This is a genomic window from Roseobacter sp. EG26 (assembly GCF_049830555.1).
Classification (GTDB): domain Bacteria; phylum Pseudomonadota; class Alphaproteobacteria; order Rhodobacterales; family Rhodobacteraceae; genus Roseobacter.
The window spans coordinates 37,328-61,922 of record NZ_JBNBLH010000006.1; the positions used below are offsets into that span (position 1 = coordinate 37,328).

Annotated in this window: 20 protein-coding genes and 1 pseudogene; 13 read left to right on the forward strand and 8 right to left on the reverse strand. The window is 56.0% G+C overall.

Going from position 1 to position 24,595, the window contains the following annotated elements:
* Window positions 1–404: 404 nt before the first annotated feature.
* From ACOTTU_RS14440 to ureG, 8 genes are all read left to right on the forward strand, one after another.
* Complete coding sequence (locus tag ACOTTU_RS14440; protein ID WP_425659024.1) at window positions 405–5,051, forward strand: ExeM/NucH family extracellular endonuclease; 4,647 nt, start codon at window positions 405–407, stop codon at window positions 5,049–5,051.
* Window positions 5,052–5,441: 390 nt separating this feature from the next.
* Window positions 5,442–6,269 carry an urease accessory protein UreD gene (locus tag ACOTTU_RS14445; protein ID WP_425659026.1) on the forward strand — a complete coding sequence of 276 codons (828 nt, stop codon included), beginning with the start codon at window positions 5,442–5,444 and terminating at the stop codon, window positions 6,267–6,269.
* 3 nt (window positions 6,270–6,272) lie between these two features.
* Window positions 6,273–6,575, forward strand: coding sequence for an urease subunit gamma (locus ACOTTU_RS14450; protein WP_425659028.1), 303 nt, complete (start codon window positions 6,273–6,275; stop codon window positions 6,573–6,575).
* Between the two features lie 10 nt (window positions 6,576–6,585).
* A complete protein-coding gene (locus ACOTTU_RS14455) occupies window positions 6,586–6,891 on the forward strand; it encodes an urease subunit beta (protein ID WP_425659030.1) in 306 nt (101 codons plus the stop codon).
* Window positions 6,891–8,603, forward strand: a complete 1,713-nt coding sequence (gene ureC / locus ACOTTU_RS14460) for an urease subunit alpha (RefSeq protein ID WP_425659032.1) — start codon at window positions 6,891–6,893, stop codon at window positions 8,601–8,603. The genes ACOTTU_RS14455 and ureC overlap by 1 nt, the downstream gene beginning before the upstream one ends.
* Before the next feature lie 6 nt (window positions 8,604–8,609).
* A complete protein-coding gene (locus ACOTTU_RS14465; protein ID WP_425659033.1) occupies window positions 8,610–9,089 on the forward strand; it encodes an urease accessory protein UreE in 480 nt (159 codons plus the stop codon).
* Complete coding sequence (locus ACOTTU_RS14470; RefSeq protein ID WP_425659035.1) at window positions 9,052–9,717, forward strand: urease accessory protein UreF; 666 nt, start codon at window positions 9,052–9,054, stop codon at window positions 9,715–9,717. Before ACOTTU_RS14465 ends, ACOTTU_RS14470 begins: the two co-directional genes overlap by 38 nt.
* Window positions 9,714–10,325: an urease accessory protein UreG gene (gene ureG / locus ACOTTU_RS14475; protein WP_425659037.1), complete on the forward strand. Its 612-nt coding sequence runs from the start codon at window positions 9,714–9,716 to the stop codon at window positions 10,323–10,325. The genes ACOTTU_RS14470 and ureG overlap by 4 nt, the downstream gene beginning before the upstream one ends.
* Window positions 10,326–10,355: 30 nt before the next feature.
* On the opposite strand, the gene ACOTTU_RS14480 is transcribed toward ureG, so the two are convergent.
* The 3 genes from ACOTTU_RS14480 to ACOTTU_RS14490 all read right to left on the reverse strand — a co-directional run bounded on the left by ACOTTU_RS14480 (window position 10,356) and on the right by ACOTTU_RS14490 (window position 13,941).
* Window positions 10,356–10,682, reverse strand: a complete 327-nt coding sequence (locus tag ACOTTU_RS14480; protein WP_425659038.1) for a c-type cytochrome — start codon at window positions 10,680–10,682, stop codon at window positions 10,356–10,358.
* A 55-nt stretch (window positions 10,683–10,737) separates the two neighbouring features.
* A complete protein-coding gene (locus ACOTTU_RS14485; protein ID WP_425659040.1) occupies window positions 10,738–11,976 on the reverse strand; it encodes a PQQ-dependent sugar dehydrogenase in 1,239 nt (412 codons plus the stop codon).
* Window positions 11,977–12,264: 288 nt separating this feature from the next.
* Window positions 12,265–13,941, reverse strand: a complete 1,677-nt coding sequence (locus ACOTTU_RS14490; protein WP_425659042.1) for an aconitase X — start codon at window positions 13,939–13,941, stop codon at window positions 12,265–12,267.
* A 282-nt stretch (window positions 13,942–14,223) separates the two neighbouring features.
* Between ACOTTU_RS14490 and ACOTTU_RS14495 the strand changes: the two are divergent.
* Window positions 14,224–14,645 (forward strand): annotated as a pseudogene (locus tag ACOTTU_RS14495) (aminotransferase class IV); the annotation flags it as partial.
* Between the two features lie 147 nt (window positions 14,646–14,792).
* Here ACOTTU_RS14495 and ACOTTU_RS14500 read toward each other — a convergent pair.
* The 5 genes from ACOTTU_RS14500 to ACOTTU_RS14520 all read right to left on the reverse strand — a co-directional run bounded on the left by ACOTTU_RS14500 (window position 14,793) and on the right by ACOTTU_RS14520 (window position 19,974).
* Complete coding sequence (locus ACOTTU_RS14500; protein ID WP_425659044.1) at window positions 14,793–15,584, reverse strand: SDR family oxidoreductase; 792 nt, start codon at window positions 15,582–15,584, stop codon at window positions 14,793–14,795.
* 35 nt (window positions 15,585–15,619) lie between these two features.
* Complete coding sequence (locus tag ACOTTU_RS14505; RefSeq protein ID WP_298914220.1) at window positions 15,620–16,402, reverse strand: glucose 1-dehydrogenase; 783 nt, start codon at window positions 16,400–16,402, stop codon at window positions 15,620–15,622.
* Between the two features lie 19 nt (window positions 16,403–16,421).
* Window positions 16,422–17,915, reverse strand: coding sequence for a sugar ABC transporter ATP-binding protein (locus tag ACOTTU_RS14510; protein WP_425659045.1), 1,494 nt, complete (start codon window positions 17,913–17,915; stop codon window positions 16,422–16,424).
* 37 nt (window positions 17,916–17,952) lie between these two features.
* A complete protein-coding gene (locus ACOTTU_RS14515; RefSeq protein ID WP_298914226.1) occupies window positions 17,953–18,894 on the reverse strand; it encodes a substrate-binding domain-containing protein in 942 nt (313 codons plus the stop codon).
* Window positions 18,895–18,993: 99 nt separating this feature from the next.
* Window positions 18,994–19,974: an ABC transporter permease gene (locus tag ACOTTU_RS14520; RefSeq protein WP_366523299.1), complete on the reverse strand. Its 981-nt coding sequence runs from the start codon at window positions 19,972–19,974 to the stop codon at window positions 18,994–18,996.
* Window positions 19,975–20,160: 186 nt separating this feature from the next.
* Between ACOTTU_RS14520 and ACOTTU_RS14525 the strand changes: the two genes are divergently transcribed.
* The 4 genes from ACOTTU_RS14525 to ACOTTU_RS14540 are packed head-to-tail and all read left to right on the forward strand — an operon-like array spanning window position 20,161 to window position 24,426.
* Window positions 20,161–20,994, forward strand: coding sequence for a transketolase (locus ACOTTU_RS14525; RefSeq protein WP_425659048.1), 834 nt, complete (start codon window positions 20,161–20,163; stop codon window positions 20,992–20,994).
* Entirely contained in the window at window positions 20,978–21,937 is a 960-nt protein-coding gene (locus ACOTTU_RS14530; protein WP_425659049.1) for a transketolase family protein, read from the forward strand. The genes ACOTTU_RS14525 and ACOTTU_RS14530 overlap by 17 nt, the downstream gene beginning before the upstream one ends.
* Before the next feature lie 2 nt (window positions 21,938–21,939).
* Window positions 21,940–23,406, forward strand: coding sequence for an FGGY family carbohydrate kinase (locus ACOTTU_RS14535; protein WP_425659051.1), 1,467 nt, complete (start codon window positions 21,940–21,942; stop codon window positions 23,404–23,406).
* Window positions 23,407–23,448: 42 nt separating this feature from the next.
* Window positions 23,449–24,426, forward strand: a complete 978-nt coding sequence (locus tag ACOTTU_RS14540) for a sugar-binding transcriptional regulator (RefSeq protein WP_425659052.1) — start codon at window positions 23,449–23,451, stop codon at window positions 24,424–24,426.
* Window positions 24,427–24,595: the final 169 nt, after the last annotated feature.

Consider the following 24,595-nt stretch of genomic DNA (forward strand, 5'->3'; position numbering starts at 1 on the left):
TCCTTGATTTTGCAGAGTTAGGCGCGCGCGCGTTTCTTGATTTGGTCTGATGCAAGAGCTTTGAGAGCTTGCAATCTCCATCAATTTTCCCGTGTTTGCCTGAGCTTGAGACGTCGTGGCTGGCTTGGGCCCGGCCACAAGAACGCGCGGACGATTCATTCTTCAAATTCCGCTGTCATTTTGGCTTCTCTTTTCAGAGACATTGAAAGCTTGGGCCGGGAATTGCCGCCTTCTCGAAGCGAGTGCGGAATTTCACAAAATCTTCGTGGCAAAGCCTGATGAATTCGGCTTTTATATTCCCGGGTGAGTTGTGAATCGGACATTCAGAATTCTCATCTCTGTGTTCGCGATCCATTACCAGTAAATCCGGTCAATTTGCCATTCACCAATAGCGGGGCTGTTCAATGAGCGCTTTCATAAATGAATTTCACTATGACAATGCTGGCGGAGATATCGGCGAATTTGTCGAAATCGCTGCACCGGCCGGTTTCGATCTGACTGGATGGTCTCTTGTTTTGTACAACGGCAGCAATGGGGCCAGTTATAACACGCTTGATTTGAGTAGATTGACCGTCACCGACAGCGGCAATGGTTTTGGTTTTGTGTCCGTCGATGCAGTGGGCATTCAGAATGGGTCACCAGACGGAATTGCGCTGGTTGATAATACCGGCGGGGTCGTGGAATTTCTCAGCTATGAAGGCAGTCTTGTTGCAACAGACGGCCCGGCTGCGGGCCTGACGTCTACAGATATCGGTGTGTCTGAGCCCGGGAATACGAATGTCGGACAATCTTTGCAAAGAACCGGGGATGGGCAAGCAGGTGCAGATTTCGTGTTTTCCGCGCCATTGGACGCCACGCGCGATGCGGTCAATGAGGGCCAGACGTTTGGTCCGGTTGTCGCAGCCCCTCCTTCTCTTGTGATCAATGAAATTCATGCGGACCCTGCCGCCGATATCTCTGGAGATGCGAATGGCGATGGCGTGCGGGATGCGACTGATGATGAATTTGTCGAGATCGTAAACCAGGGTGATCTGGAAGTTGATCTCTCGGGCATCACACTCTCTGACGCGGTGGGTGTCCGTCATACATTTGCAGATGGAACCACGCTCGCGGCCGGTGCGGCTGTTGTCGTCTTCGGTGGCGGAACGCCGACAGGTGATTTTGGTGGTGCACAGATATTCACGGCCTCCACAGGCTCGCTGGGGCTCAACAATGGCGGCGAGACTGTCAGCCTGGAAACGGCTGATGGCGAAACCATCCAGGAAGTCACTTACGGATCTGAAGGTGGTAACAACCAATCGTTGACGCGAGATCCGGATATATCTGGCGACCTCGCTGGCCATTCCGACATTGCTGCGGCCAATGGGGCAATTTTCTCACCGGGAACAGAGGTAGATGGCGATCCGTTTGAGCCGGACCCAGAACCTGTGTTGACGCTGACAATCAATGAGATTCACGCCGACCCTGCCGCCGACCTCACTGGCGATGCGAATGGCGATGGCACCCGAAGTGCCACAGACGATGAATTCATCGAGGTCGTCAACACCGGTTCGGAAGAGGCCGACCTTTCAGGAGTGACCCTTTCCGATGCCGTTGGGCTTCGTCATACTTTTGCAGATGGTACGATCCTTGCGGCTGGCGCCGCGATCGTCGTTTTTGGTGGCGGTACACCCACGGGTGATTTCGGCGGCGCGCAAGTTGTAACGGCGTCCTCTGGTTCGCTTGGGCTGAACAATGGCGGCGACACGGTTACCTTGGCCAACGCAGATGGCACCCTGTTCCAGGAAGTTGTCTATGGATCGGAAGGGGGAAACAATCAGTCAGTGACTCGCGACCCTGATCTTGACGGCGAGTTCGTTCAGCACACGGATGCAAGTGGTGCGGAAGGCGCGGTTTACTCACCCGGCAGTCAAGTGAACAGTGACCCTTTCGTGGCGGGTCCCGTGATGCTGACAATCAATGAGGTTGACGCGGATCAAACCGGCAGCGATGCAGCGGAATTCATCGAGTTGTATGACGGTGGCGTTGGGGGAACCCCACTTGATGGCTACACTGTCGTTTTGTTCAACGGGAACGATGACACTGCCTATGACGCCTTCGATCTCGACGGGTTCAGCACGGATGAGAACGGTTTTTTTGTTATCGGATCAGAAAACGTCGCAAATGTGGACCTTGAAGCCTTCACAACGAATGGTCTGCAAAACGGGGCTGATGCCGTGGGGTTATATCTTGGGGACCCCGCTGACATTTCTGTCGCCACAACGGATAATCTGGTTGATGCGCTTGTCTATGACACCAACGATGTTGACGATGCAGGTCTGTTGGCGGCGCTTGGTCAGACAACGCAATATAATGAAGGGGCGAACAATTCGACGGCAGATGCGCTGGCGCGCAATCCCGACGGTTCAGGCGAATTTGTTGCGCAAGCGCCAACACCCGGCGAGACCAACGAGGTGATTGCATCACCGGAGTTGGTCAAGATTTCGGAAATCCAGGGCAGCACGGCATTTAACGGGTTTGCAGATTTTGCCACTGTCGGCATAGATGATCGTTCGGTCCTCGAAGGCCAAACCATTCGAATACAGGCCATCGTTACAGCAGACTTCCAGTCGATGATGTCCAACGTAGAGGGCGCAGACCTCAACGGGTTCTTTGTGCAGGAAGAAGACGCGGACGCGGATGCAGACGCCAGCACATCCGAGGGCATTTTTATCTTTGACGACTTTGCGGAGGGCAATCCCGATGTGCAGGTTGGTGATCTTGTTGAGGTGACCGGCACGGTGTCCGAATTCTTCGGGGAAACCCAGATATCCGCCAGTGCAGTCGAAGTCATCGCCTCCAACCAACTGCTGCCGACCGCGACGGTCGTCAATCTGGGCAGCGAAGGGGTGATGATTGATCAAGATGGCGATTTTGTCGCAAATCTTGAGGCCTATGAAGGCATGTTGGTCACTCTGCCGCAGAGCCTTGAGGTGACCGAGCTTTTCCAACTTGGGCGCTTTGGGACGCTGAAAGCCTCCGCCGATGGACGGTTGGAGCAGTTTACCCAAAACAACGCCCCGGACGCCGAAGGGTATGCGCAGCACCTGCAGGATATTGCTGCGCGAACAATCACCCTGGATGATGGGTCGCGTGAGCAAAACGCCGACCTGATCAGAATACCCGATGGAAACGACGGCATTTTGACGGCCAGTGATAGTTTTCGCATGGGCGATACGCTGACCAATGTCACCGGCGTTCTGTCCTATTCAGAGGACTTCCAATCCAGTTCCGAGGAGCCCGAATTCCGCATTCATTTGCCGACTGCGGATTACGAGGCATCCAACCCGCGGACGGAAACACCCGAAGATGTCGGCGGCAATTTCAAAGTCGCCTCGTTGAATGTTCTGAATTACTTCACCACGCTTGACGATGGGTCGAACACCGCAGGCCCGAATGATGACCAAGGGGGCCGTGGTGCAGATGATCTGACGCGCTTTGGGGTAGAGCCGGCAACGGCTGAATTCGACCGACAGGTGAACAAGATCGTGCAGGCTGTGGTTGAGATCGACGCGGATGTCCTGGGCCTGGTGGAACTTGAGAACGATGATGATATCGCCATCGCCGATCTCGTTGCCCGTGTGAACGCCGAATTGGGTTCTGAGGTCTATGATTTTATTCCGACCGGTGATTTCGGCGGTGACGCGATCACTGTGGGCATGATCTACAAGATCGGATCGGTAGCACCTCTAGGCGAAAGCGCAGGTCTGTTCGAGTTCGAAGGCCGCAATTTTCTGGATCCGCTGGATGCGGGGCGCGAACTTAACCGCCCGGCTCTTGCACAGACATTCCAGGATCTTTCCAGCGGTGAGACGATCACGGTGGCGGTCAATCACCTCAAGTCCAAAGGGTCGCTTTCGGGTCTGGAGGCAGACAACGATCAACTTGATGGTCAGGGCAATAACAATGCGACCCGCACCGAAGCCGCGAAGATTCTTGCAGATTGGCTGGCCGCCGATCCAACTGGCCAAGGGGCCGAGAACACATTGATCGTCGGCGACCTGAATGCTTATGCTCAGGAAGACCCCATCACCGCGCTTGAAGACGCAGGTTATACCGATCTGGCAGATGCGTTCATCGACGGGGCCACAAGTTTTGTGTTCGATGGTCAAGCCGGAACATTGGATTATGCCCTGGCAAACGATGCGTTGTTGTCAAAGGTCACCGGGGTGACCGAATGGCGGATCAATTCCGATGAAGCAACGATCACTGACTACAATCTCGATTTTGGCCGCGATCCAACACTTTACAACGGCGATACTGCGGCGCGAAACTCGGACCACGATCCTGTCATTGTCGGTTTCAACTTCAAATCCGAAATCTTCGGTACTGCCAAAAACGACAAGCTGGTCGGAACGGAGTTCGATGATTTCATCGACGGCCTTGCCGGGCGTGACAAATATACGGGTGGGGATGGCGCGGACACCTTTATTCTGGGTGACGGGGACAGGGACAAGATTCTCGACTTTTCCAAAGTCGAGGGAGATCGGATTGACGTTTCTCAATGGGGTGTTCAAGGCTTCGAAGAACTGGAGATTTATGGCCAGGGCAGAACGGCGATCCTGGCCGATACGATTTCAGGCAATATCGCCAAAGTCAGGTTCGATGATCGCGATACACGCGGTTCCGATCTGACGGAGGACGATTTCGTCTTTGCGCCTGTGACAGATCTGGTTCTGGTCGGCGGCAAGTCTTTCGACCGGCTTAGCGGTCGACAAGGCGACGACCTGATTGATGGTGGCCGGGGTTTCAACGTTCTTTCGGGAGGCGGCGGGGAGGACGTGTTTGTCTTCAACGACAAATCCACCAATCTGGTGACAGATTTCGATGTTGGCGTGGATAAAATTGACGTATCCGGCCTTGGCATCAACACCTTCGAGGACCTGGCAATCCGTGACGTGTTTTCAAATGCTCTGGTAAGGGCGGACAAGGGATCAATGTATCTTACCGGGGTGAATTCCGCTGAACTGACCGAGGATGATTTCATTTTCTCGGATACGGTGTTTGTCTGACCAGACCTGGCGGGAGGCCTCTGTCCAGAACAATCAAACGGGCGCCTGTCTTTGCTATGTTGGATAGATGACAGACGATGTGAGACGGCAAGGGATACTTTGGAACCCGCGCAGAAATGTTTTAACGCCGTTTGTAGGGCCGCAATCGAGTTGATTGCGCCCTCACGTTTGACGCGCAATTGATGCCATCTCTTTTCCCCGATTTTCACGCCAACCAGGGACAATGAACCCGAGTTTGTGATCTGCATAAATTCTGAGCATCGACACCCGAGCCTGCTTGCCATTTGAGCAGCGCGACCCGATCATGGGCTTACACGCGTCGTGTCTGTGGATCAAAACCGCCAGCCATGTTGAACCCAATTGGTCGGGATCTGGGAGGTGGCTCCGTCTATGACGCATGTAATGCCGGTATCGCGGGAAACGGGTGCCACGCCACGGTCGGTTGGCTCGTTGAGGCTGTCGACCAAGCGTGTTCAAGAACGTTCGGGCATTGACCGCTTCAGAACTTCTGGCTCCATCAAGGTGGCGTTTCCGCGGCGTGATGATGCTGTCGAAGCCATAATTCTGAATACATCCGGAGGATTGACCGGCGGTGATCGGGTCGATCTGATGGCTGAAGCGGGTGCTGGCAGTCATCTTATCCTGACAACCCAGGCGGCCGAGCGGGCTTATCGCAGCCGATCAGGCCGTGCGCGTGTCGGCACACGATTGGTCGCTGCGGCGGGTTCGGTGCTGCATTGGTTACCCCAGGAGACCATCGTGTTTGACGGGGCTTCGATAGAGCGTCGGTTACACGTCGATCTGGCAACAAATGCCGAGCTGGTACTGGTCGAACCCATCGTTTTCGGTCGCCGTGCCATGGGCGAGACCCTGACGTCGGGAATGTTTCGCGACAGCATTACGATCAATCGTAACAACGAGCCGATCTATTTGGACCGGATTGATCTGACCGGGGACATCGGTACGCAACTGGCGCGCCCGGCCGTCTGTGCCGGCATGACCTCTCTGGCCAGTGCCCTGTACTGTGGGCCGCGTGCGCAGGGGCTATTGCCGACTGTCCGTCAAGCCTTGCCAGCGACGGGTGGGGCAAGCTTGCTGGCGCCCGATTTGCTGAGCATTCGGTGCCTTGCACCGGATTCGTTTCTTTTGCGTCGATCTCTGGTGCCCGTTTTGGAAATGCTCACCGACAAACCTCTACCAAAATCATGGAGCCTTTGAGCGATGCAATTGACCCCCCGGGAAAAAGACAAGCTGCTGGTTGCGGTGGCCGCCGAAATTGCGCGCAGACGCCTCGCTCGGGGCGTGAAACTGAACTACCCCGAAGCCATCGCCCTGATCACGGACACGGTCGTCGAGGGCGCGCGCGACGGTCGTTCGGTTGCAGACATGATGGAAGCAGGAGCCGAGGTCATTGGTCGCGACCACTGCATGGAGGGCATCCCCGAGATGATCCACGAAGTGCAGGTCGAAGCGACCTTCCAGGACGGGACCAAACTTGTCACCGTTCACAACCCTATCCGATAGGAGGCCGGCCATGATCCCGGGAGAATATTTCATCACCGATGGGGAAATCGAACTGAACAGTGGACGAAAAGCGGTGACGCTCATGGTTGCGAATACGGGAGACCGACCAGTGCAGATCGGCTCACATTACCACTTTGGCGAAGCCAACATGGCTTTGGATTTTGATAGGGATATTGCCCGCGGAATGCGGCTGGACATCGCTGCGGGAACCGCCGTGCGCTTCGAGCCCGGGCAACGGCGCGAAGTGCAACTCATTCCGATCGGCGGCGCGCGCAAGGTTTTCGGGTTCAATCAAAACGTGATGGGAGAGCTGTAATGCCAGCGATGATTTCCCGCAGGGAACATGCCGCCATGTTCGGGCCCACGACCGGGGACAGGCTCCGCCTCGCGGACACTGACCTGATCATTGAGGTCGAACGTGATTTGACCGGGCCATTCGGAGAGGAAGTAAAGTTTGGTGGCGGAAAGGTAATTCGGGACGGTATGGGGCAGTCGCAGGTGACCCGTATCGACGGAGCCGTTGACACGGTGATCACCAACGCGCTGATCGTGGATTCGACAGGTATCTACAAAGCTGATGTCGGCTTGAAGGATGGCCGCATCCACAAGATCGGAAAGGCCGGGAATCCAGATACGCAACCCGGTGTCAATATCATCGTTGGTCCCGGCACCGAAGTGCTTGCCGGGGAAGGCAGGATATTGACCGCTGGCGGCTTTGACAGCCACATCCATTTCATCTGCCCCCAACAAATCGAAGATGCGTTGCACTCCGGTATGACCACGATGTTGGGCGGCGGCACTGGTCCCGCACATGGCACGCTCGCGACGACCTGCACACCCGGTCCGTGGCATATCGGGCGTATGCTGCAAGCTGCCGATGCCTTTCCGATGAACCTCGCCTTTGCCGGGAAGGGCAACGCGTCATTGCCCGCTGCTCTCGAAGAGCAGGTGAAGGCAGGTGCTTGCGCGCTGAAACTTCACGAAGACTGGGGCACTACCCCCGCCGCCATAGATTGCTGTCTTTCCGTGGCCGACGCGATGGATGTGCAGGTGATGATACATACGGACACGCTGAACGAATCTGGTTTCGTTGAAAACACCATTGCCGCAATCAAGGGCCGGACCATTCATGCGTTCCACACGGAAGGCGCGGGTGGAGGTCATGCGCCCGACATCATCAAAATCTGCGGCGAAGCACATGTGCTGCCGTCCTCCACCAACCCGACACGTCCCTTCACGGTCAATACGGTTGATGAGCATCTTGATATGCTGATGGTCTGCCATCACCTGGACAAATCGATCCCCGAAGATGTCGCCTTTGCCGAAAGCCGCATAAGGCGCGAGACCATAGCCGCCGAGGATATCCTGCACGACATGGGGGCTTTTTCGATCATTGCCTCCGATAGTCAAGCCATGGGCCGCGTCGGTGAGGTTATCATTCGTACCTGGCAGACGGCCGACAAGATGAAAAAGCAGCGCGGACAATTGGCTGACGAAACCGGGGACAATGACAATCTGCGTGTCCGCCGTTACATCGCGAAATACACGATTAATCCGGCTATTGCTCATGGGTTGTCGAGCTACATCGGATCGGTCGAAGAGGGCAAACGTGCCGACCTTGTGCTGTGGCATCCCGCGTTTTTTGGCGTGAAGCCTGAGATGGTGCTGATGGGGGGGAGCATCGTCTGCGCACAGATGGGTGACCCGAATGCGTCCATCCCGACCCCGCAACCTGTTTACACCCGTCCGATGTTTGGCGCCTACGGCAGGTCTTTGGAAGCAAGTGCTGTGAGCTTTGTATCCCCGGCCGCGATGAGCGAAGGGATAGGCGGCAGGCTGGGGCTGGCAAAAGAAACGCTGCCGGTCGCGAATACGCGCGATATCGGTAAGAAAGATCTCGTGTTGAATGACGCTACGCCCGAGATCGAGGTTCATCCTGAAACCTATGAAGTGCGCGCAAATGGTGAGCTTTTGACCTGCCAACCCGCAACCGAGCTGCCGATGGCGCAGCGATATTTCCTGTATTGAGGCCCTATGACAAAACTACCCGTTGCCCAAAAATTTCACGCCGCCGGCACCTGGAGCGGAGCGGCCTCGACCTGCGCTTTGAGCTATGAAGACAGGTTTTTTCGTCGCAAGAAACTCACGACACAGGACGGCTGGTCGTTTGTTGCGGATTTTGAAAAAACGGTGTCGCTTAACCATGGCGATGCGCTGGCGTTGAGTGATGGGAAGCTGGTCGAGGTCAGGGCCGCCCCTGAAAGCCTGCTGGCAATTAGCGGATCGGACCTGCCGCGACTGGCCTGGCATATCGGAAATCGCCATACCCCCTGCCAGATTGAGGCGACACGCTTGCTGATCCAAAACGACCCGGTCATCACGCATATGCTGACCCATCTTGGCGCTACGGCGATGGCGGTCATCGAACCATTCACGCCGGAAGGCGGCGCATATGGTCTTGGCCGAACCCATTCGCATGAGCATGGGCACAGCGTGCATTCTCATGCCCATTGATGCAAAAATACTCACTCTTACCCAATGGTTATCCCCCGCCTATCCGATTGGCGCTTTCGCTTACTCTCACGGGATCGAGGCCGCCATCGCGCATGGCTGGATCGAAGATACCGAAGGGCTGGAGCATTGGGTGCGCGACTGTCTGACCCGCGGTTCGGGGCGCGCGGACGCGGTCTGGCTCCGCCTCGCTTTCGCCTCTGAAGACCCGTGTCAGATAGATGCTCTTGCGCGTGCCTTTGCCCCAAGTCAGGAAAGGTTGCGCGAGGCCGCGTTGCAGGGCAGAGCCTTCGTGCAAACCACGAATTCTGTCTGGGGGTTCGAACTGCCAAATCTGCTGTTGCCCGTTGCCGTCGGACACGCTGCCCGGATCGCGCATCTTGAAGAGGAAGCCACAGTCAGCCTCTTTTTGCAGGCGTTTGTGACGAACCTTGTTTCGGCGGCCATGCGCCTGATGCCGATTGGTCAAACCGCTGGTCAACGGGTCATCCATCAATTGCAAAACGATTGTCTCAAAGCCGTTTTCGAAACGCGAAGCGCAACGCCCGATGACGTTTTCAGCAACGCCTTTCTTTCCGACATTGCAGCAATGAAACATGAAACCCAGCAACCAAGGCTATTCCAATCATGACAAAGCTAAACGGCCCACTGCGGGTGGGGATCGGTGGCCCTGTCGGCGCCGGGAAAACGACGCTGACGGCCCGTCTGGCCGAGTTGATGAAGGCCGACCACTCAATTGGCGTCATCACCAACGACATCTATACTCAAGAAGATGCGGAGGCCCTGATGCGCATGCAGATATTGCCGCAGGATCGCATTATTGGGGTTGAGACTGGTGGGTGCCCCCATACGGCGATCCGCGAAGATGCATCCATCAATCTTGCGGCCGTCGCCGAAATGCGCGCCCGCCATCCGGACGTCGAGGTCGTTTTGATCGAATCCGGTGGTGACAACCTCTCAGCCACTTTCAGCCCGGAACTCGCCGATCTGACGATCTACGTCATCGACGTGGCCGCGGGCGAAGAGATACCGCGCAAAGGTGGCCCGGCAATAACGCGGTCGGACATTCTTGTCGTGAATAAAACGGATCTTGCGCCGCATGTCGGGGCGTCTCTCGACGTGATGCGGGTTGATGCCGCGCGTATGCGGGGTGATTTACCGGTTGTTTTTGCCTGCCTGAAAGAGCGGGAGGGTTCTGGAGAAGTGCTTGAGTGTCTCAAGTCCATATCCGGAATTTGACCTGTTTTCGGGGAGTTACGGGCTCGCTACCTATTCGGGTGCGCCGACAGTTATCTCGAAAGCTGCGAAATACGCTGCCAGATCCTTTAGGTCCTCGTCGCTCAGGTTCTTGACAATAAGGGTCATGCGCCGGTCTTCCCTGGCGCCGCTCCGATAGTCCTTGAGGCTTTTCTCCAGATAGAGAGCGGGCTGTCCTGCGAGATTGGGAACCTCGGGGTCCTTGGATAACCCGTCCTTGCCATGACAGACCGAGCATTGGCGAGACAGCTTCTTGCCGTTCTCGATATCGGCGGCAAGACTTGGTGCCGCGGCAAAAAGCAGGGCCACGACAGAGATCAGATTGACGTGTTTCTTCATGAAGGCTCCCGCAGAAGGGGCGGACCGGCTGAACCGGTCCGCAAGTCGCGTCGTGTCACTCAGAATAGGTAATGCGATAGACCGCGTTCGCAAAATCATCTGAAACCAGAAGGGATCCGTCTTTCATCGGAATGACGTCCACCGGACGGCCATCGTATTCGCCGTTCTCGTTCAACCAGCCTTCGGCAAAGGGCTCAGTTGTGGCGTTGCCTTCGTCATCAATGAAGGTGACCATGACGCGCGCGCCGATCGGCTCTGTCCGGTTCCAGGACCCGTGTTGCGCAGAAAAGATCGCATTCTTGTACTTTGCCGGGAACATATTGCCGTTGTAAAACGACATGCCCAGATCGGCGGCATGTGCAACCGTCTCTACTGCTGGCATCACCACGTCGACCGGAACTTCCTGGCCTGCGTATTCATTGGTGCGCACATCTCCGCCGCCGTACCACGGGTGCCCAAAATGTTGCCCCGCAGCGGTCTGGCGGTTGATTTCACCGGGCGGAATATCATCGCCCATGCCATCGACCTGATTGTCTGTCCACCAAAGCTCGCCGGTCACCGGGTGGAAATCATGGCCTACCGAGTTCCGGACACCGTAGGTATAGACTTCTCGGTTGCTGCCATCACGATCCATGCGGATGATGCCGCCGATCCCGGTTTCATTGTAAAGATCGAGCTTTTCCGGCGGGGCGACGTTAAAGGGCTGGCCGAGAGAGATATAAAGCTTGTTGTCCGGGCCTACTTTGACGACGCGGGCTGTATGATTGTAGCTTTCTTCCTCGACCGGGATCAGCGTGCCCTGAGGCACGATGGGAACTGCCACAACATCGGGGCTTTCATGGAAAAACTCCGCGGCAGGATACATCATCACCCGGTTACGTTCCGCAATGAACAAGAAGCCGTCCTTTGAAAAGGCGACACCATTTGGTACGTCCAGTTCCAGAGACGGGGCAAAATCCTTGACCTCATCGGCGACCTTGTTGCGGTCGCGGTCCATGACGGCCCAGACCTTGTTTTTCTTTGTGCCGACGAACAGAACTGTGCCTTGCGGAGCCATTGCCATATGGCGTGCATCCGGAACGAGCGCATAAAGTTCGATTTTGAAACCTTCCGGCATCGTGATGTTTTCCAGCACCGCCCGGATCGAATCCGCGCTGCCGCTGTTCTGGTCAACAACAGTATGCTCCTTCGTGCCGGTGACTTTGAATGCACCGAGCTTTTCCAGATTGCTTTGCGCCATTGCCGTGCCGCCAAGAAGGGCGATGGCCGTTGTTGCTGTAAGAAGTTTTTTCATATGATCCTCCCAAATCATGTAATCGCTTTGCAAATTTCGCCACGCTCGGCGAAACCCGCATTTGACGAAGGGTCCCAAAATTGAACGACCATGAAAGCTAAAGGATCGCGCTTACCTCGTTTCACGCGCGCCGGAATTATCGGTCTGGGCGAAGATAGCTTTGGTCACACAACCTAAGAACACTAGCCTGACATTGCGGGAATCCAAACACCTGAGAGTTAAGACTTTTGGGTGCATTTAAGGGTTGATTTGGCAGGATTGTGCAGAAAAATGTCGAATTGATCTCGATCACCGCAACCAATGGGGCAATTCGTCATCAACGATTCCAGAAGTTGCCGCCGCAGCGCAGGCCGCCAGCCCTCCGAAACGAACCTGCCGCCCCGACAGACCGGGCGCATAATGTGCGTATTTGCCAGAATTCGTCATCAACGTTTGCGCATCAGTTGGAAACACCGGCTCTGAAATGGAGCACCAACACAGGTCGCAAAGGACTTGGACGCCCTTGGCTGTGAGCTCGGACAAGAGGCCCTCGGCAGCCGCCGCTGCCTTTGTTGCCCGGCTTAAAGTGATGATGGTCGATGTTGAAGGATGGCATTTGCGTCCTGTCATCAAAGACGCGAAGGTGCGCGTCTCGCACAGCGAAAAATGCGGACTTCCAAGTGCCACAAGATCGATCTTTGACGGGCCCGTGTTGAACGCTTTCCAGGCGGCTTTAAAGTCTGCCTGGGTCAGTTGAACCTGCGTCGCACCCGCCTTTGCGGCGTGGTCTCCCTCTGGTGTGATCCCGGCAAGGTGTAATAACGGGGCCGCCGATGTCGTTCCGAATGCGGCGCAAACTGCGCGAAGATCGTCCTCACTGGGAGAAGTTCCCTCCAACCCTTTCAGCACCGGAATTCGGTCCGGTGCCTTTTGCCCGACCAACCATCCGATCAGCGGCCAGATCGCATCGTCAAATCCTGCTGGCAATGCGACATCGATGATCACTTCTGCCTGTCGATTTTCCGCCAAATACACACCCGACAATGGCGCGCGGCCCGTCAGTGCAATGAAGAGATCAAGGAAATCGGGATGTTTTGTGCTGCGTGCGCCCAGAACGCTATTGGCATAGATTACCGCGTTGGATTCCGACCAACCAACCTGCTCGCCCATCAGGGGGCGATCTGTCGATTGATAGGGGGCGCAGGTAAAGGTCGGTTGCGCGCCCATGTCGACATAGACGTCGGCGAGCCGACTGGCCGGCAACCCAAGGTCGGGCGGGACATCCTGATGCCGCCAGTTTTGCCGATCAACCGAAATGGCGTTCATGGTCGTAGGAATGCAGACCTTCGCGCCCAGCGAGGCGATTTTTTCAGCAAAAATAAGATTGGCAGGGCTCGCATAGATGCAGCCATCAATATGCGCCCGTGTCACATCCGTGAGCTGCTTGGCGTTTTGTGATGACGCAACAGTACAAAGGGTTTCCATTGCAAATTTCGCGGCGGATCCCATTGTTCCGTCCAGCATAGAACGGTCGCTTTCCGAGAGAGCCAGGTCCGATGTTGGCAATGCATTCAGCCTCAGCGAAAGCCCGTCGGCGAGAAGTCGGGTGCCGGTGATTTCCGCCTGAGACTTCGTTGCCAGCGTGTCATAATCGCGCGCTGCCAATCGAACAACGGTGATGGGGCGGTCAAACATGCGTGTGGCGATGATGGCCCCAAGGGTCAGGACGTCTTCCGGCTCGCGAAATATCAGGGCCGCGGGCGCCCGCCCGTTCATAGCAAGTTCAACAAGGACCCCGCTACCTGAGCAGGAGCCGCGACTGGTCGGCATCATGACAATTCGACCCGCAAGGCTTTGGCCTGATTGCGGATGATAGGCGTCAATCACCGCGCCGCTGCTGGCATCGACACCACCCCAGAAACTCAGCCCTTCTGTGCAAACCAGAATGCTGCCCGACGCGGGTGCTGGAACGATCAATTGCGCCATTGCCGGGCCTTCCATATCAGCAAATGCAGCGCGGGGCTGAGCGCTTCAGCGGTTGGATGTCGATCCGAAACCTGAATGGGATCACCAATCGGCCATCTTCAATGTACACTCCAGTCCCCGCCGCATGTGGTCATCAAGATGTGCCAACACTGCTTCCAGACCGTCCCCATTTGCAAGGCGGATATAGGTGTCGTGCGATTTTCTGAGCGAGCCGCCTCGCCCATGTGCCTTCTGATGCAGGGCAAAGTAGAATTGGAGGTTGGGCTTCAGCCGTCCCGGCAGGTGAGTGAATTGCCTATGTTTCAAGACGCCAAATACAACAGTCATTCGAGATTGAATGGCGTGATTGCCTGCTTGCAGGCTGAGCAGGCCGGGCCGATGAAGCGCTGATGCTGGACCCACATGGTTTTGCGAACACCACAAACGGCTGCGACTTTTTCATCGTGCGCAAAGGAGAGGTTTAGACCTCAACCGGGAACTATTGCATGAACGGTGTGACCCGTCAGAAGGCTATCGATCTTTGCCGTGCCAATGATATTCCGGTTCATGAGAAAAGTTACTCACTCTATGAAGCTTACGGGGCTGACGAAGCTTTTCTGACCGGCACATTCGGGGCTCAGACGCCTGTTGCAGAGATCGATGGCAAGCCGATTGGTGAAAACACCGGGGCAGGTCCGATGACGCTGAGACTCCGAAAGCTCTAGAAGGAGCTTGTCGCGCAAAACGTTGCTGATCAGAAAGCCCAGGGTCGTTGAATGCGTTTCAAAGCGGCTGGTTAAAGGCGAGCTGATACAAATGTCAGCTATAGCTGATCCGCATTCATCGCGAATACCGGTCGGGATAGGCGTATTTCACCAGCAACAAAACCCGCCGTCGACCAGCAGATCGACGCCCGTACAATAGGACGCCGCGTCCGATAGCAGGAAAACCGCCGGTCCGACCATTTCATTTACATGCGCCATACGCTGCATGGGCGTTTGCTGTTCGAACTCATTGGTTTGATGCACCATTTCCGGTCGGGTGTTCATGGGAGTGGCGGTATATCCCGGGCTGATGGAATTTACCCGGATACCACGATCCACCCATTCCATCGCCATTGATTTTGACATGTGGATGACCCCTGCTTTGGATGCATTATAGTGAACCTGTGACAGACCTTTGTTCACGATCACCCCCGACATGGACGCGATGTTCACGATGGCACCGCCTTTGCCGTGATCCAGCATGGCGCGCGCTTCGGCCTGACAGGAAAGCCAGACCCCTTTCATGTTGATGTCCATGAGGGTCTGGTACTGTTCTTCGCCCATCTTTTCGCAAGGGTTTGCATTGGCGACCCCTGCTGCATTAAGGGCAAGGGTCAGGGGACCGAGGACTTCCTGGGTTTGCGAAACGGCGCCCGCCAAAGCGTCGGCGTCCGTTACGTCTGCCGCGATTTGCAGTGATTTACGCCCTGTTTGCGCGATAAACTCAGCTGTCTGTGACAGGCCATCATCGCCGCGCCGATCCAGCAACGCAACATCCGCGCCGCATTGCGCGAGGCCCATCGCAATGCGTTGCCCGATGCCGCTGCCCGCGCCTGTGACAAGTGCCACCTGGCCGGACAGATCGAACATGGCAGGCGTATTCAGGGAGGGATCGGGCATTTCGTTTTCCATTCTGTGGTTGTGATCGGCACGGTTCAGGACATGATCAGGCCGCCGTCTACGTTGATGGTCTGGCCGGTAATGTAATCGGCGTCTTCGCTGGCAAGAAAGGCGATCAGAGCGGCAACGTCCTTGCCTTCGCCTGCGCGCTTCATTGGAATATTCTCAACCCAGCTGGCCATAAGTTCACCGGGGCCGAAATCGCCCAGCATTTCCCCCCAGACGCGGTCGTTGTAATCCCACATGTCGGTCTTGATGATGCCGGGGCAGATCGCATTGACGGTGATGTTGTCCAGAGCGACCTCTTTGGCGAGGCTCTGGGTCAGTCCCATCACGCCAAATTTCGACGCGGCATAGTGGGGGGTATAGATGAATCCGTCGCGTGCCTGACCCGACGCGAGGTTGATCAGCCGTCCGCCGTTGCCGGATTTCCGCATGCGCCTTATGGCCTCCTGACAGCATAAGAAAACGCCCTTGGTATTCACCGCCATCGTTGCATCCCATTCCGCTTCGGTCAGGTCTTCGATCTTGGCGATGGTGATGATGCCTGCATTCTGGACAGAGATATCGACCGATCCGAATTCTTCGGTTGCGCGATCATAAAGTTCGCTCACCGCTGCTTTGTCAGAGACGTCGCATTGCACGGCAATCGCTGTTCCACCGGCGTTGCGCAAGGTATCGGCCGCTTGCGCCACGCTGTCCTCGACTGACCCCAGCACCAGATTGGCACCTTCCTGCGAAAAACGTTTGGCGATGGCAAAGCCAATGCCCTTGTTTCCACCGGTCACGACAGCCGTTTTTCCACTGAACCGCTTCATCAGAATCTCCCTGTTGATCTCATGCGGTGGCCAACTCCATGACCGACACATCGTTGGCCTCTGCATGATCCAGAATGCCGGATTGCCGCCCCGCCGCCATCACCAGAATGCGATTGGAAACGCCAAGTACCTCTTCAAGATCGGAACTTACCACAACCACGGCGACGCCCTGTGCCGCCAGCCCATGAATAATCTCGTATATCGAAGAACGCGCGCCCACATCGATCCCGCGTGTGGGCTCATCCAGAAGCACCACGCGGGGATTGCGCGCGAGCCACTTGGCCAGCACGACCTTTTGTTGATTGCCCCCTGACATCTCGCTTACGTTCTGGCGGCCTATGCCTTTGATCCCGAATTTTTCGATCACCCCATCCGCGAAAGCCTTTATCTTCGGTGCGCTGATCCATCCTGACTTACTGACCGTTTCGAAATTCGAATAAACGATATTTTCGTCAATGCGGTGATCCAATACCACGCCCTGAAGTTTACGATCTTCCGGAACCAGAACGATGCCCTGCCTGATGGCGTCTCGCGGTGAGTTCGGTGTGATGTCATCGCCGTTCAAAATGATCGATCCCGACCGGATCGGATCTGCACCGGCGATTGCACGCACCAGTTCCGTGCGGCCCGCACCGACAAGCCCGGAAATACCAAAAATCTCGCCTTTTCGGACCGTAAAATTCACGTCTTCAAATCGGCCAACAGGGGATGTCAGGCCTTTGACCTCAAGGACCGTTTCGTCGGTTGGTTGAGCTATTGGCGGGAACATCTGGTCCATGCTTCTGCCCACCATCGCTTCGACAATCGTACGCACCGGGATTTTAGCTGTATCGAATTCCTGAACCTTTTCACCATCCCGCATCACCACGACCCGATCAGCGATTTCCCTGATCTCCTCCAGACGATGGGAAATGTAGATGACCCCGACACCTTCGGCCTTGACGCGCTCGATTTGCTTGAAGAGCAATTTCGTTTCTTCGCTGCCTAAGGCTGCGGTGGGTTCGTCCAGGATCAGCAACCGGGCGTTCAGCGTCAGTGCTTTGGCGATCTCGATCAGTTGCTGGCTGGCGGTGGACAGGCCTTCGACGACACGACGGGGGGATATGTCCAGCCCCAGACGTTCTAGCCCGCTATGCGCCCGGGCTTCCATTGTTGAACGATCAATGCGACCCGCCTTCATCGGATAACGCCCGACAAAGATGTTCTCCGCGACAGACAGATGCGGCAGGAGAAGCAGTTCCTGGTGGATCATGCCAACGCCGGCGTCGAGGGCTTCGCGGGGGGAGGCGGGCGCAAAGCGCGCGCCCTGCCACGTCATTTCGCCAGAACTCGGCAAGGTCGTACCCGAAATAATATTCGAGACCGTCGATTTTCCGGCCCCGTTCTCGCCAAGCAGCGCCACGACTTCTCCGGCATGAATATCCAGATCAATTCCGTGCAGAACTTCAATGAGTCCGAAGGACTTGTGAATGTTCCGCAGGCTAAGGATCGGTGATTTGCCGTCTGGTGTCATGGCGCTGCCCGTCTGTTCAGATTGCAGACCTATTGCGTTATGGATGTTTCTCCACGAAGGTTGGTGCGTTGTCGCAGGTTGTCAGTACCGCATTGGGGATCTGACGGGCTGGCACGGAAGCGTTGTTTGCAACCGCAATTGCCGAGTTCACGGCCAGAACACCCATCGCCTGCGTGCTTTGGGTCGCGGTAACAACAAACGGACCCTCGCATTTGGCAAGATACTCCAGCGCGGCCACATCACCATCATAGCCACCGATGATGACCTTGTCCGACAGCCCGGCGACATCTACGGCTTTGGCCGCGCCCATTGCGAGACCATCAGCCTGACCAAAAATCATCGTGATGTCGGGGTGGGCTTGAAGCATGTTCTGGGCAATCGAGAAACCCTCATCGGGCGACCACATCTGGCTCCACTGGTTGTCGACAACCTCCACGCCCGGATTTTCCGCAACGGCCTTCATGCACCCTTCGTAGCGCAGAACTTCGGGCGTCGTGCCTTTTTGCCCGTGGATGATTGCCATCTTGCCCTCGCCCCCCGCGAGGCCAATGACGTGGTTGCATACCTCATAGGCCGATTGGACGCTTTCGCCTGCAATGAAGGTGTCGCCGGGCGCCCCATCAGGTTCGCGGTCGACGTTTATCACCGGGATACCTTCGGCGCGGGCCAGCCGTGTAGGCACTGCGGCTGCCGCGGCACCAGCCGGAATGTAAATAAATGCATCGATGCCTTGCGTAATCAGATCCTGAACCTGGCTTACCTGCGTTGCCGTGTCATTCTTGGCGTCCACGACGATCACTTCGATGCCCAAAGCGCCAGCATAGCTCTCTACGCCAAGTTTGATCTGGTTGAAGAAGTCAGCCTGCAGATTTGGAACGGCCAGGCCAATTTTCGAAACACCCTCCGCCACAGCGGCTGTTGGTGCGGCCAGCGCAAAGGCCATGGCAGATGCGAGCAGAGCCCTTTTGGTAAATGTCATTTTTATTCCTCCATGTGGTTTGGGTTATTGAGCTTGAACCCGATTTGGCCCGCTATTGCCGGGCAATTTTTTGGGGGCCGGAAAAACGGCCCCAACGATCTACTTGCCTCTGTGCTTGAACGTTTCTGCGACCACCGCCAGCAAGATAACGGTGCCGATTATGACGGCTTGTAAAAATGGGGAGACGCTGAGCAGATTGAGGCCGTTACGTAAAACGCCAATGATCAGGACGCCAACAATTGTACCCCCAACGCCGCCGGTGCCACCTGAAAGGCTGGTGCCCCCAATGACCACAGCGGCGATTGCGTCCAGTTCATAGGCCACACCTGAACTGGGCTGAACTGAATCAAGGCGCGCAGCAAGCAGGACGCCAGCCAGTCCCGCAAGCGTGCTGCACGCGGTATAGACGGCGATGGTTTTTCTCTTGACGTTGATACCGGCGAGCCGCGCAACCTCGGGGTTGCCGCCAATGGCATAGAGTTCACGCCCGCCTTTGCGATAGCGCTGATATAACAGCGCCACGACAAAAACGATGAGCATGACTGCCACCGTCATGGTCAAGAACCCACCATACCTTATGATAGCACCCATATTGAACCAGGGCGGAAATCCGATGATCTGAGAACCGTTCGTAATCATATTGGCCAGCCCCCTGGCGATAGACATCATCGCCAGGGTGGCGATAAATGCCGGGACCTTGAATTCTGCAATCATGATGCCGGCGAATGCACCTGTCAGGGCGGCCGCGATCAGCGCGCCGGAAATCGCGGCTCCCATGGGCAACCCAGCCGTAACGTTCAGGTATCCGAGCACCATCATTGACAAGGCGAGCACTGATCCAACGGCAAGATCAATGCCGCCTATCAGGATTACAAACGTCATGCCGACGGCCAGAATTCCAAGAACTGTGATTTGGTCAAGAATGTTCAGGAAATTGCGGATTGATAAGAAGGAATCGGTTGCTACAGTAAGGAATGCACAAAGTACCAAGAGGCCGATGAAAGGCCCGGTGGCTCCGCTCAAAGAGAAGATTTCCCGAACGCTCAACCTCTCCTTTTTCGGAGGCATTGTCCCCGACATCAATAGATTCCCCAAACAGCATAATTATGCAAGCAAGATGGAAAATGCTTACCCGAGGATGTGGCGCGTGTCAAGCGTTCGGGTTACGCCGCTTTAGTTCTGTCTGTTGCAATGTCAGGTCTATATGGCTTGACATATCGGGCATAGAATGTATAACTGAGCAAGAATAAATATGCAAGGTTGAAGATGGAAGCTCATGATCTCCGCGCCATTGCGAACCGGATGCGTCGTCGCGACCTTCGTGCGGTCTATGAAGCGGGGGCAGGTCATATCGGTGGCGAGATGTCCGTGACCGACCTTTTGACCGCACTCTATTTCCATATAATGAACGTAAATCCCCTTGAGCCGCGCGACCCAAATCGGGATCGGATGGTGCTCAGCAAAGGGCACGCGGCGCTCGCACTCTATGTGGTGCTCGCGGAAAAAGGGTTCATTCCGAAGGAAGAACTGTCTACTTTTCTGAAGCCTCACTCACGGCTCAACGGTCATCCCAATTGCGTTAAAGTTCCCGGTGTTGAAACAAATACCGGTCCTCTGGGGCATGGCCTGCCGGTGGCGGTCGGTATGGCGAAGGCGGCCAAACTGAATGGCCAACGATGGCGCACCTTCGTCATCGTTGGTGACGGCGAGATGCAGGAGGGTTCTAATTGGGAAGCGATTATGGCGGCCGCACAGTTTGAGCTCGATAACCTGACCCTGATCATCGATCACAACGGTCTTCAGCAGGGAGCAAGACTGGCCGAAACCAACAACATCGCGCCGCTTGCTCCAAAACTCAATGCATTTGGCTGGAAGGTCGAGGAGATTGACGGTCACGATATGGATCAGATTTGCAAGGCGGTTTCGGTGGAAACTACCAGCAAAGGGAAGCCGAAATGTGTTATTGCCCGGACGACTAAAGGGCAGGGAATTTCCTTCATGTCTGACAATGTTGCCTGGCATCACAAGGTGCCAAACCATGAACAATTCGAACAAGCGATGAAGGAGTTGGAGGAGGCGGCGAATGAATATGCCTCTTGATCCGGCTGATCTGCATGATTGCCGCGATGCTTTTACCAGCACGCTTGAGGTATTGGCAGCGGCAAATTCCGATATCGTTGCTGTTTGCAACGATTCCGTCGGATCCTCGAAATTGGGCGGCTTTCGCGAGAAGTTCCCCAGCCGTTTGATCAACGTTGGCATCGCCGAGCAGAACATGGTCGGCGTAGGGGCGGGCCTTGCAAACGGTGGCAAGCTTCCTTTTGTTTGCGCGGCATCTCCCTTTCTGACCGGGCGTGCGCTGGAGCAGATCAAGGCCGATGTGGCCTATTCGCAGGCCAATGTTAAGCTAGTCGGGATCAGTTCTGGCATGGCTTATGGTGAACTTGGCCCCACGCATCATTCAATTGAAGACTTTGCGTGGATTCGCGCGCTGCCCGGCGTTCCGGTAATTGCGCCAGCGGATCGCATTGAAACGGCCGCCGCAGTCAGATGGGCAGTTGATCATGATGGTCCCTGTTTCTTGAGGTTGAGCCGTGTGGGGGTGCCGGATATTCTGCCTCACGATCATGTATTTGAGTTGGGTGAGTCAAATGTCTTAATGGAAGGGAACGATGTTACTTTGATTGCCAATGGTGTTTTGACCCATCGCGCGTTGGCGGCAGCATCGCTTTTGGAGGACCGTGGTCTCTCTGCACGGGTTCTCAACATGGCATGCGTGCGTCCGATTGATAACGAGGCGATTGTTCGGGCGGCAAGTGATACCGCTGCTATCCTCACCTGCGAGGAACATACGATATTTGGCGGTCTGGGCAGTGCCGTTGCCGAAGTTGTGGTGGATGAATGTCCTGTGCCGATGAAACGTCTCGGGGTGCCGGGCGTTTTTGCACATACTGCATCCGCAAACAGGCTTCTTGACGATTTTGGCATGTCTCCAGAGGGTATCGCAAATAGCGCGTTAGAGTTGATTGACCGGAAAGGGTGAATATGGCCGAGCGTGCCGTTCTGGCGATTGACGAAGGCACGACGAATTCCAAGGCGATCCTCGTCTCCGGACACGGCGACATCATCGCGAGCGGCTCTGCGCCGGTTCCTATTGAGCATCCGAAGTCTGGTTGGGTGCAACAGGATGCTGAGGCGATATGGGCAGCGACTCTGCAGGCAATTGCCGAATGTACCAATGCGTCTCCCGCAACGGATGTGGTGGCCATCGGTATTTCCAATCAACGCGAATCCATCATGATCTGGGATCGCAAGACCGGTGCGCCTTGCGGGCCGGTGATAACCTGGCAGTGCCGCCGCACATCTGCGGATTGCGATGCGTTGAAACAGCAGGGGCATGAGCCAGATGTCATCGCCCGCACGGGCTTGCCTCTGGATCCGCTTTTCCCGCCAACGAAAGTGGCCTGGCTTCTGGATCATTATGGTGGAGAGCGCCGCGACATCTGTGTCGGCACCATTGATAGCTGGTTGATCTGGAAGCTTAGTGGTGGCGCGGTGCACGCCACGGACCGGTCAAACGCTGCGCGCACCCAACTTTTTCATCTCGCCGATCTGCGCTGGGATGCAAGTTTGTGTAACCTTTTCGGCGTTGAGAGCGCGATGTTACCAGAAGTGTACGATTCCGGACATGTGTTTGGGTCGACCAAGAATGTGGGGCCCTTGGCGGATGGCATTCCCATCGCTTCGGCCATCGGGGATTCTCACGCAGCCCTGTTTGGGCATGGCGCCTTTGGACAGGGTGACAGCAAGGTGACCTTCGGCACGGGTTCATCGGTCATGACGACGATACCAGCGTTCGTTGTTCCCCCGAATGGCATCACCACCACCATCGCTTGGTCACTGAATGGAGAGCCAACATACGCATATGAGGGCAACATTCTTGTCAGCGCGTCGATCCTGCCATGGACGGCTCAAATGTTGGGATTGGACGGCGTCGATACCCTGCTTGATCTTGCACAGACCGTGTCCGGCACTGAGGGCGTTTCGCTGGTTCCGGCCCACGTCGGTCTCGGGTCACCACATTGGAATGCCGAGGCGCGCGGGCTGATCTGTGGTCTGTCTTTTGGTACGCAACCTGCCCATCTGGCGCGCGCCGCAGCTGAGAGCATGGCGCTTCAGGTGCAGGATGTATATGCCATCATGGCGCATGATGATGATGCGCGGGCAGGGCGGTTGTTTGTTGACGGTGGACCAAGTTCAAACCGTTTCTTGATGCAGATTTTGGCGGACTTTCTCGATCATGCGGTAACGCCGTGCAGAAATCCTGAGGCATCAGCGCTTGGCGCTGCGTATCTGGCGGGGCTGACAACTGGTTTCTGGCCCAACCTTGAAGCCGTGGCCGGATTGGTCAGCCATGACAGCGACATCGTTCCGAACATGCCATCGGGGGTGCGAGACGTGAGTCTATCGGCATGGAGAAATGCCATTGCCCGTACAACCATTGTGGGGTAGTGAATAAATATTCATCAAGCCCGCCGTTCAAAAAGGTATCTCATGTCCCGCCTAAATGAGCTTCGTATGATCGCCCGGGTTGCCCAGATGTATCACATCGAAGGACAGCGACAGGCTGCAATTGCGGCTCACCTGCGGATATCCCAGGCGACAGTTTCGCGGATGTTGAAACGGGCGCAGGAGGAGGAGATTGTTCGGACGACGGTCGTGACACCCTCTGGGACCTACGCCGATCTTGAAACGGTTTTGCGCACCAAGTTCGATCTGAGTGAGGCCATCGTGGTTGAATGCTCCGAAGATCGCGATGGGGCCATCATGGCACGTATCGGTGAGGCCGCCGCCCATTTTGTCGAAGCTACTTTGCAAGTTGATGAGGTAATTGGCGTTTCCAGCTGGTCGGAAACCATTTTGAAGATGGTGGACAATATTCACCCGATGAAAAACGGGAAGGCCAAACATGTGGTTCAGACATTGGGTGGCATGGGTGATCCGACCGTTCAGATTCATGCGAACCAGTTGACCACGCGGCTCGCCAAACTCACCGGTGCGGAGGCGCATTTGCTCAGTGCCCCGGGCGTTGCGCAATCACGCGAAGCCAAGCTTGTGTTGCTTGGAGACACCTATGTGCGTGAAACGATGGACATGTTCGGTAAAATTACTTTGGCCATCGTCGGGATTGGCGCGATGGAACCCTCCAGCATGCTGGCGCGATCGGGAAATACCTTCTCTGGTCGGGAGCTCGCTGCCGTAGAAGAAGCGGGCGGCGTCGGCGACATCAGCCTGAGGTTTTTTGATGCGGATGGGAAATTTGTGAAAACCCCGCTGGATGAGCGGGTCATCGGCATGTCACTGGAGGAGCTGTCTCAGATTGACCGCGTCATTGCCTTGGCCGGCGGGCAATCCAAGACGGACTCAATCCGGGGCGCTTTGCAAACCGGTGTGATAGACCTTTTGATCACCGATAAATTTACCGCCGGACGACTCGCGGAAATGGACAACCTACAGGAACTGTCGGGCTAGGCTATCGCTGGTCGTCGGCGATCTATCCCAGCAACCGCTGGGGCTCTGCCTTTATGCAATCCGTCTCAGCGATATAGATAGATCGTGTCGCGGGGGGGTGATCGATGTGATGCAATAATCGGACTGATATTCGCGATGTGCTTGACAGGTTTTCGAACGAAACGAAGCA

What these genes read in the sequence shown, in the direction of transcription:
- ACOTTU_RS14440 (WP_425659024.1), top strand. Translation starts at nt 405, where the DNA reads ATGAGCGCTTTCATAAATGAATTTCACTATGACAATGCTGGCGGAGAT.
- ACOTTU_RS14445 (WP_425659026.1), top strand. Translation starts at nt 5,442, where the DNA reads ATGACGCATGTAATGCCGGTATCGCGGGAAACGGGTGCCACGCCACGG.
- ACOTTU_RS14450 (WP_425659028.1), top strand. Translation starts at nt 6,273, where the DNA reads ATGCAATTGACCCCCCGGGAAAAAGACAAGCTGCTGGTTGCGGTGGCC.
- ACOTTU_RS14455 (WP_425659030.1), top strand. Translation starts at nt 6,586, where the DNA reads ATGATCCCGGGAGAATATTTCATCACCGATGGGGAAATCGAACTGAAC.
- ureC (WP_425659032.1), top strand. Translation starts at nt 6,891, where the DNA reads ATGCCAGCGATGATTTCCCGCAGGGAACATGCCGCCATGTTCGGGCCC.
- ACOTTU_RS14465 (WP_425659033.1), top strand. Translation starts at nt 8,610, where the DNA reads ATGACAAAACTACCCGTTGCCCAAAAATTTCACGCCGCCGGCACCTGG.
- ACOTTU_RS14470 (WP_425659035.1), top strand. Translation starts at nt 9,052, where the DNA reads ATGAGCATGGGCACAGCGTGCATTCTCATGCCCATTGATGCAAAAATA.
- ureG (WP_425659037.1), top strand. Translation starts at nt 9,714, where the DNA reads ATGACAAAGCTAAACGGCCCACTGCGGGTGGGGATCGGTGGCCCTGTC.
- ACOTTU_RS14480 (WP_425659038.1), bottom strand. Translation starts at nt 10,682, where the DNA reads ATGAAGAAACACGTCAATCTGATCTCTGTCGTGGCCCTGCTTTTTGCC.
- ACOTTU_RS14485 (WP_425659040.1), bottom strand. Translation starts at nt 11,976, where the DNA reads ATGAAAAAACTTCTTACAGCAACAACGGCCATCGCCCTTCTTGGCGGC.
- ACOTTU_RS14490 (WP_425659042.1), bottom strand. Translation starts at nt 13,941, where the DNA reads ATGGCGCAATTGATCGTTCCAGCACCCGCGTCGGGCAGCATTCTGGTT.
- ACOTTU_RS14500 (WP_425659044.1), bottom strand. Translation starts at nt 15,584, where the DNA reads ATGCCCGATCCCTCCCTGAATACGCCTGCCATGTTCGATCTGTCCGGC.
- ACOTTU_RS14505 (WP_298914220.1), bottom strand. Translation starts at nt 16,402, where the DNA reads ATGAAGCGGTTCAGTGGAAAAACGGCTGTCGTGACCGGTGGAAACAAG.
- ACOTTU_RS14510 (WP_425659045.1), bottom strand. Translation starts at nt 17,915, where the DNA reads ATGACACCAGACGGCAAATCACCGATCCTTAGCCTGCGGAACATTCAC.
- ACOTTU_RS14515 (WP_298914226.1), bottom strand. Translation starts at nt 18,894, where the DNA reads ATGACATTTACCAAAAGGGCTCTGCTCGCATCTGCCATGGCCTTTGCG.
- ACOTTU_RS14520 (WP_366523299.1), bottom strand. Translation starts at nt 19,974, where the DNA reads ATGTCGGGGACAATGCCTCCGAAAAAGGAGAGGTTGAGCGTTCGGGAA.
- ACOTTU_RS14525 (WP_425659048.1), top strand. Translation starts at nt 20,161, where the DNA reads ATGGAAGCTCATGATCTCCGCGCCATTGCGAACCGGATGCGTCGTCGC.
- ACOTTU_RS14530 (WP_425659049.1), top strand. Translation starts at nt 20,978, where the DNA reads ATGAATATGCCTCTTGATCCGGCTGATCTGCATGATTGCCGCGATGCT.
- ACOTTU_RS14535 (WP_425659051.1), top strand. Translation starts at nt 21,940, where the DNA reads ATGGCCGAGCGTGCCGTTCTGGCGATTGACGAAGGCACGACGAATTCC.
- ACOTTU_RS14540 (WP_425659052.1), top strand. Translation starts at nt 23,449, where the DNA reads ATGTCCCGCCTAAATGAGCTTCGTATGATCGCCCGGGTTGCCCAGATG.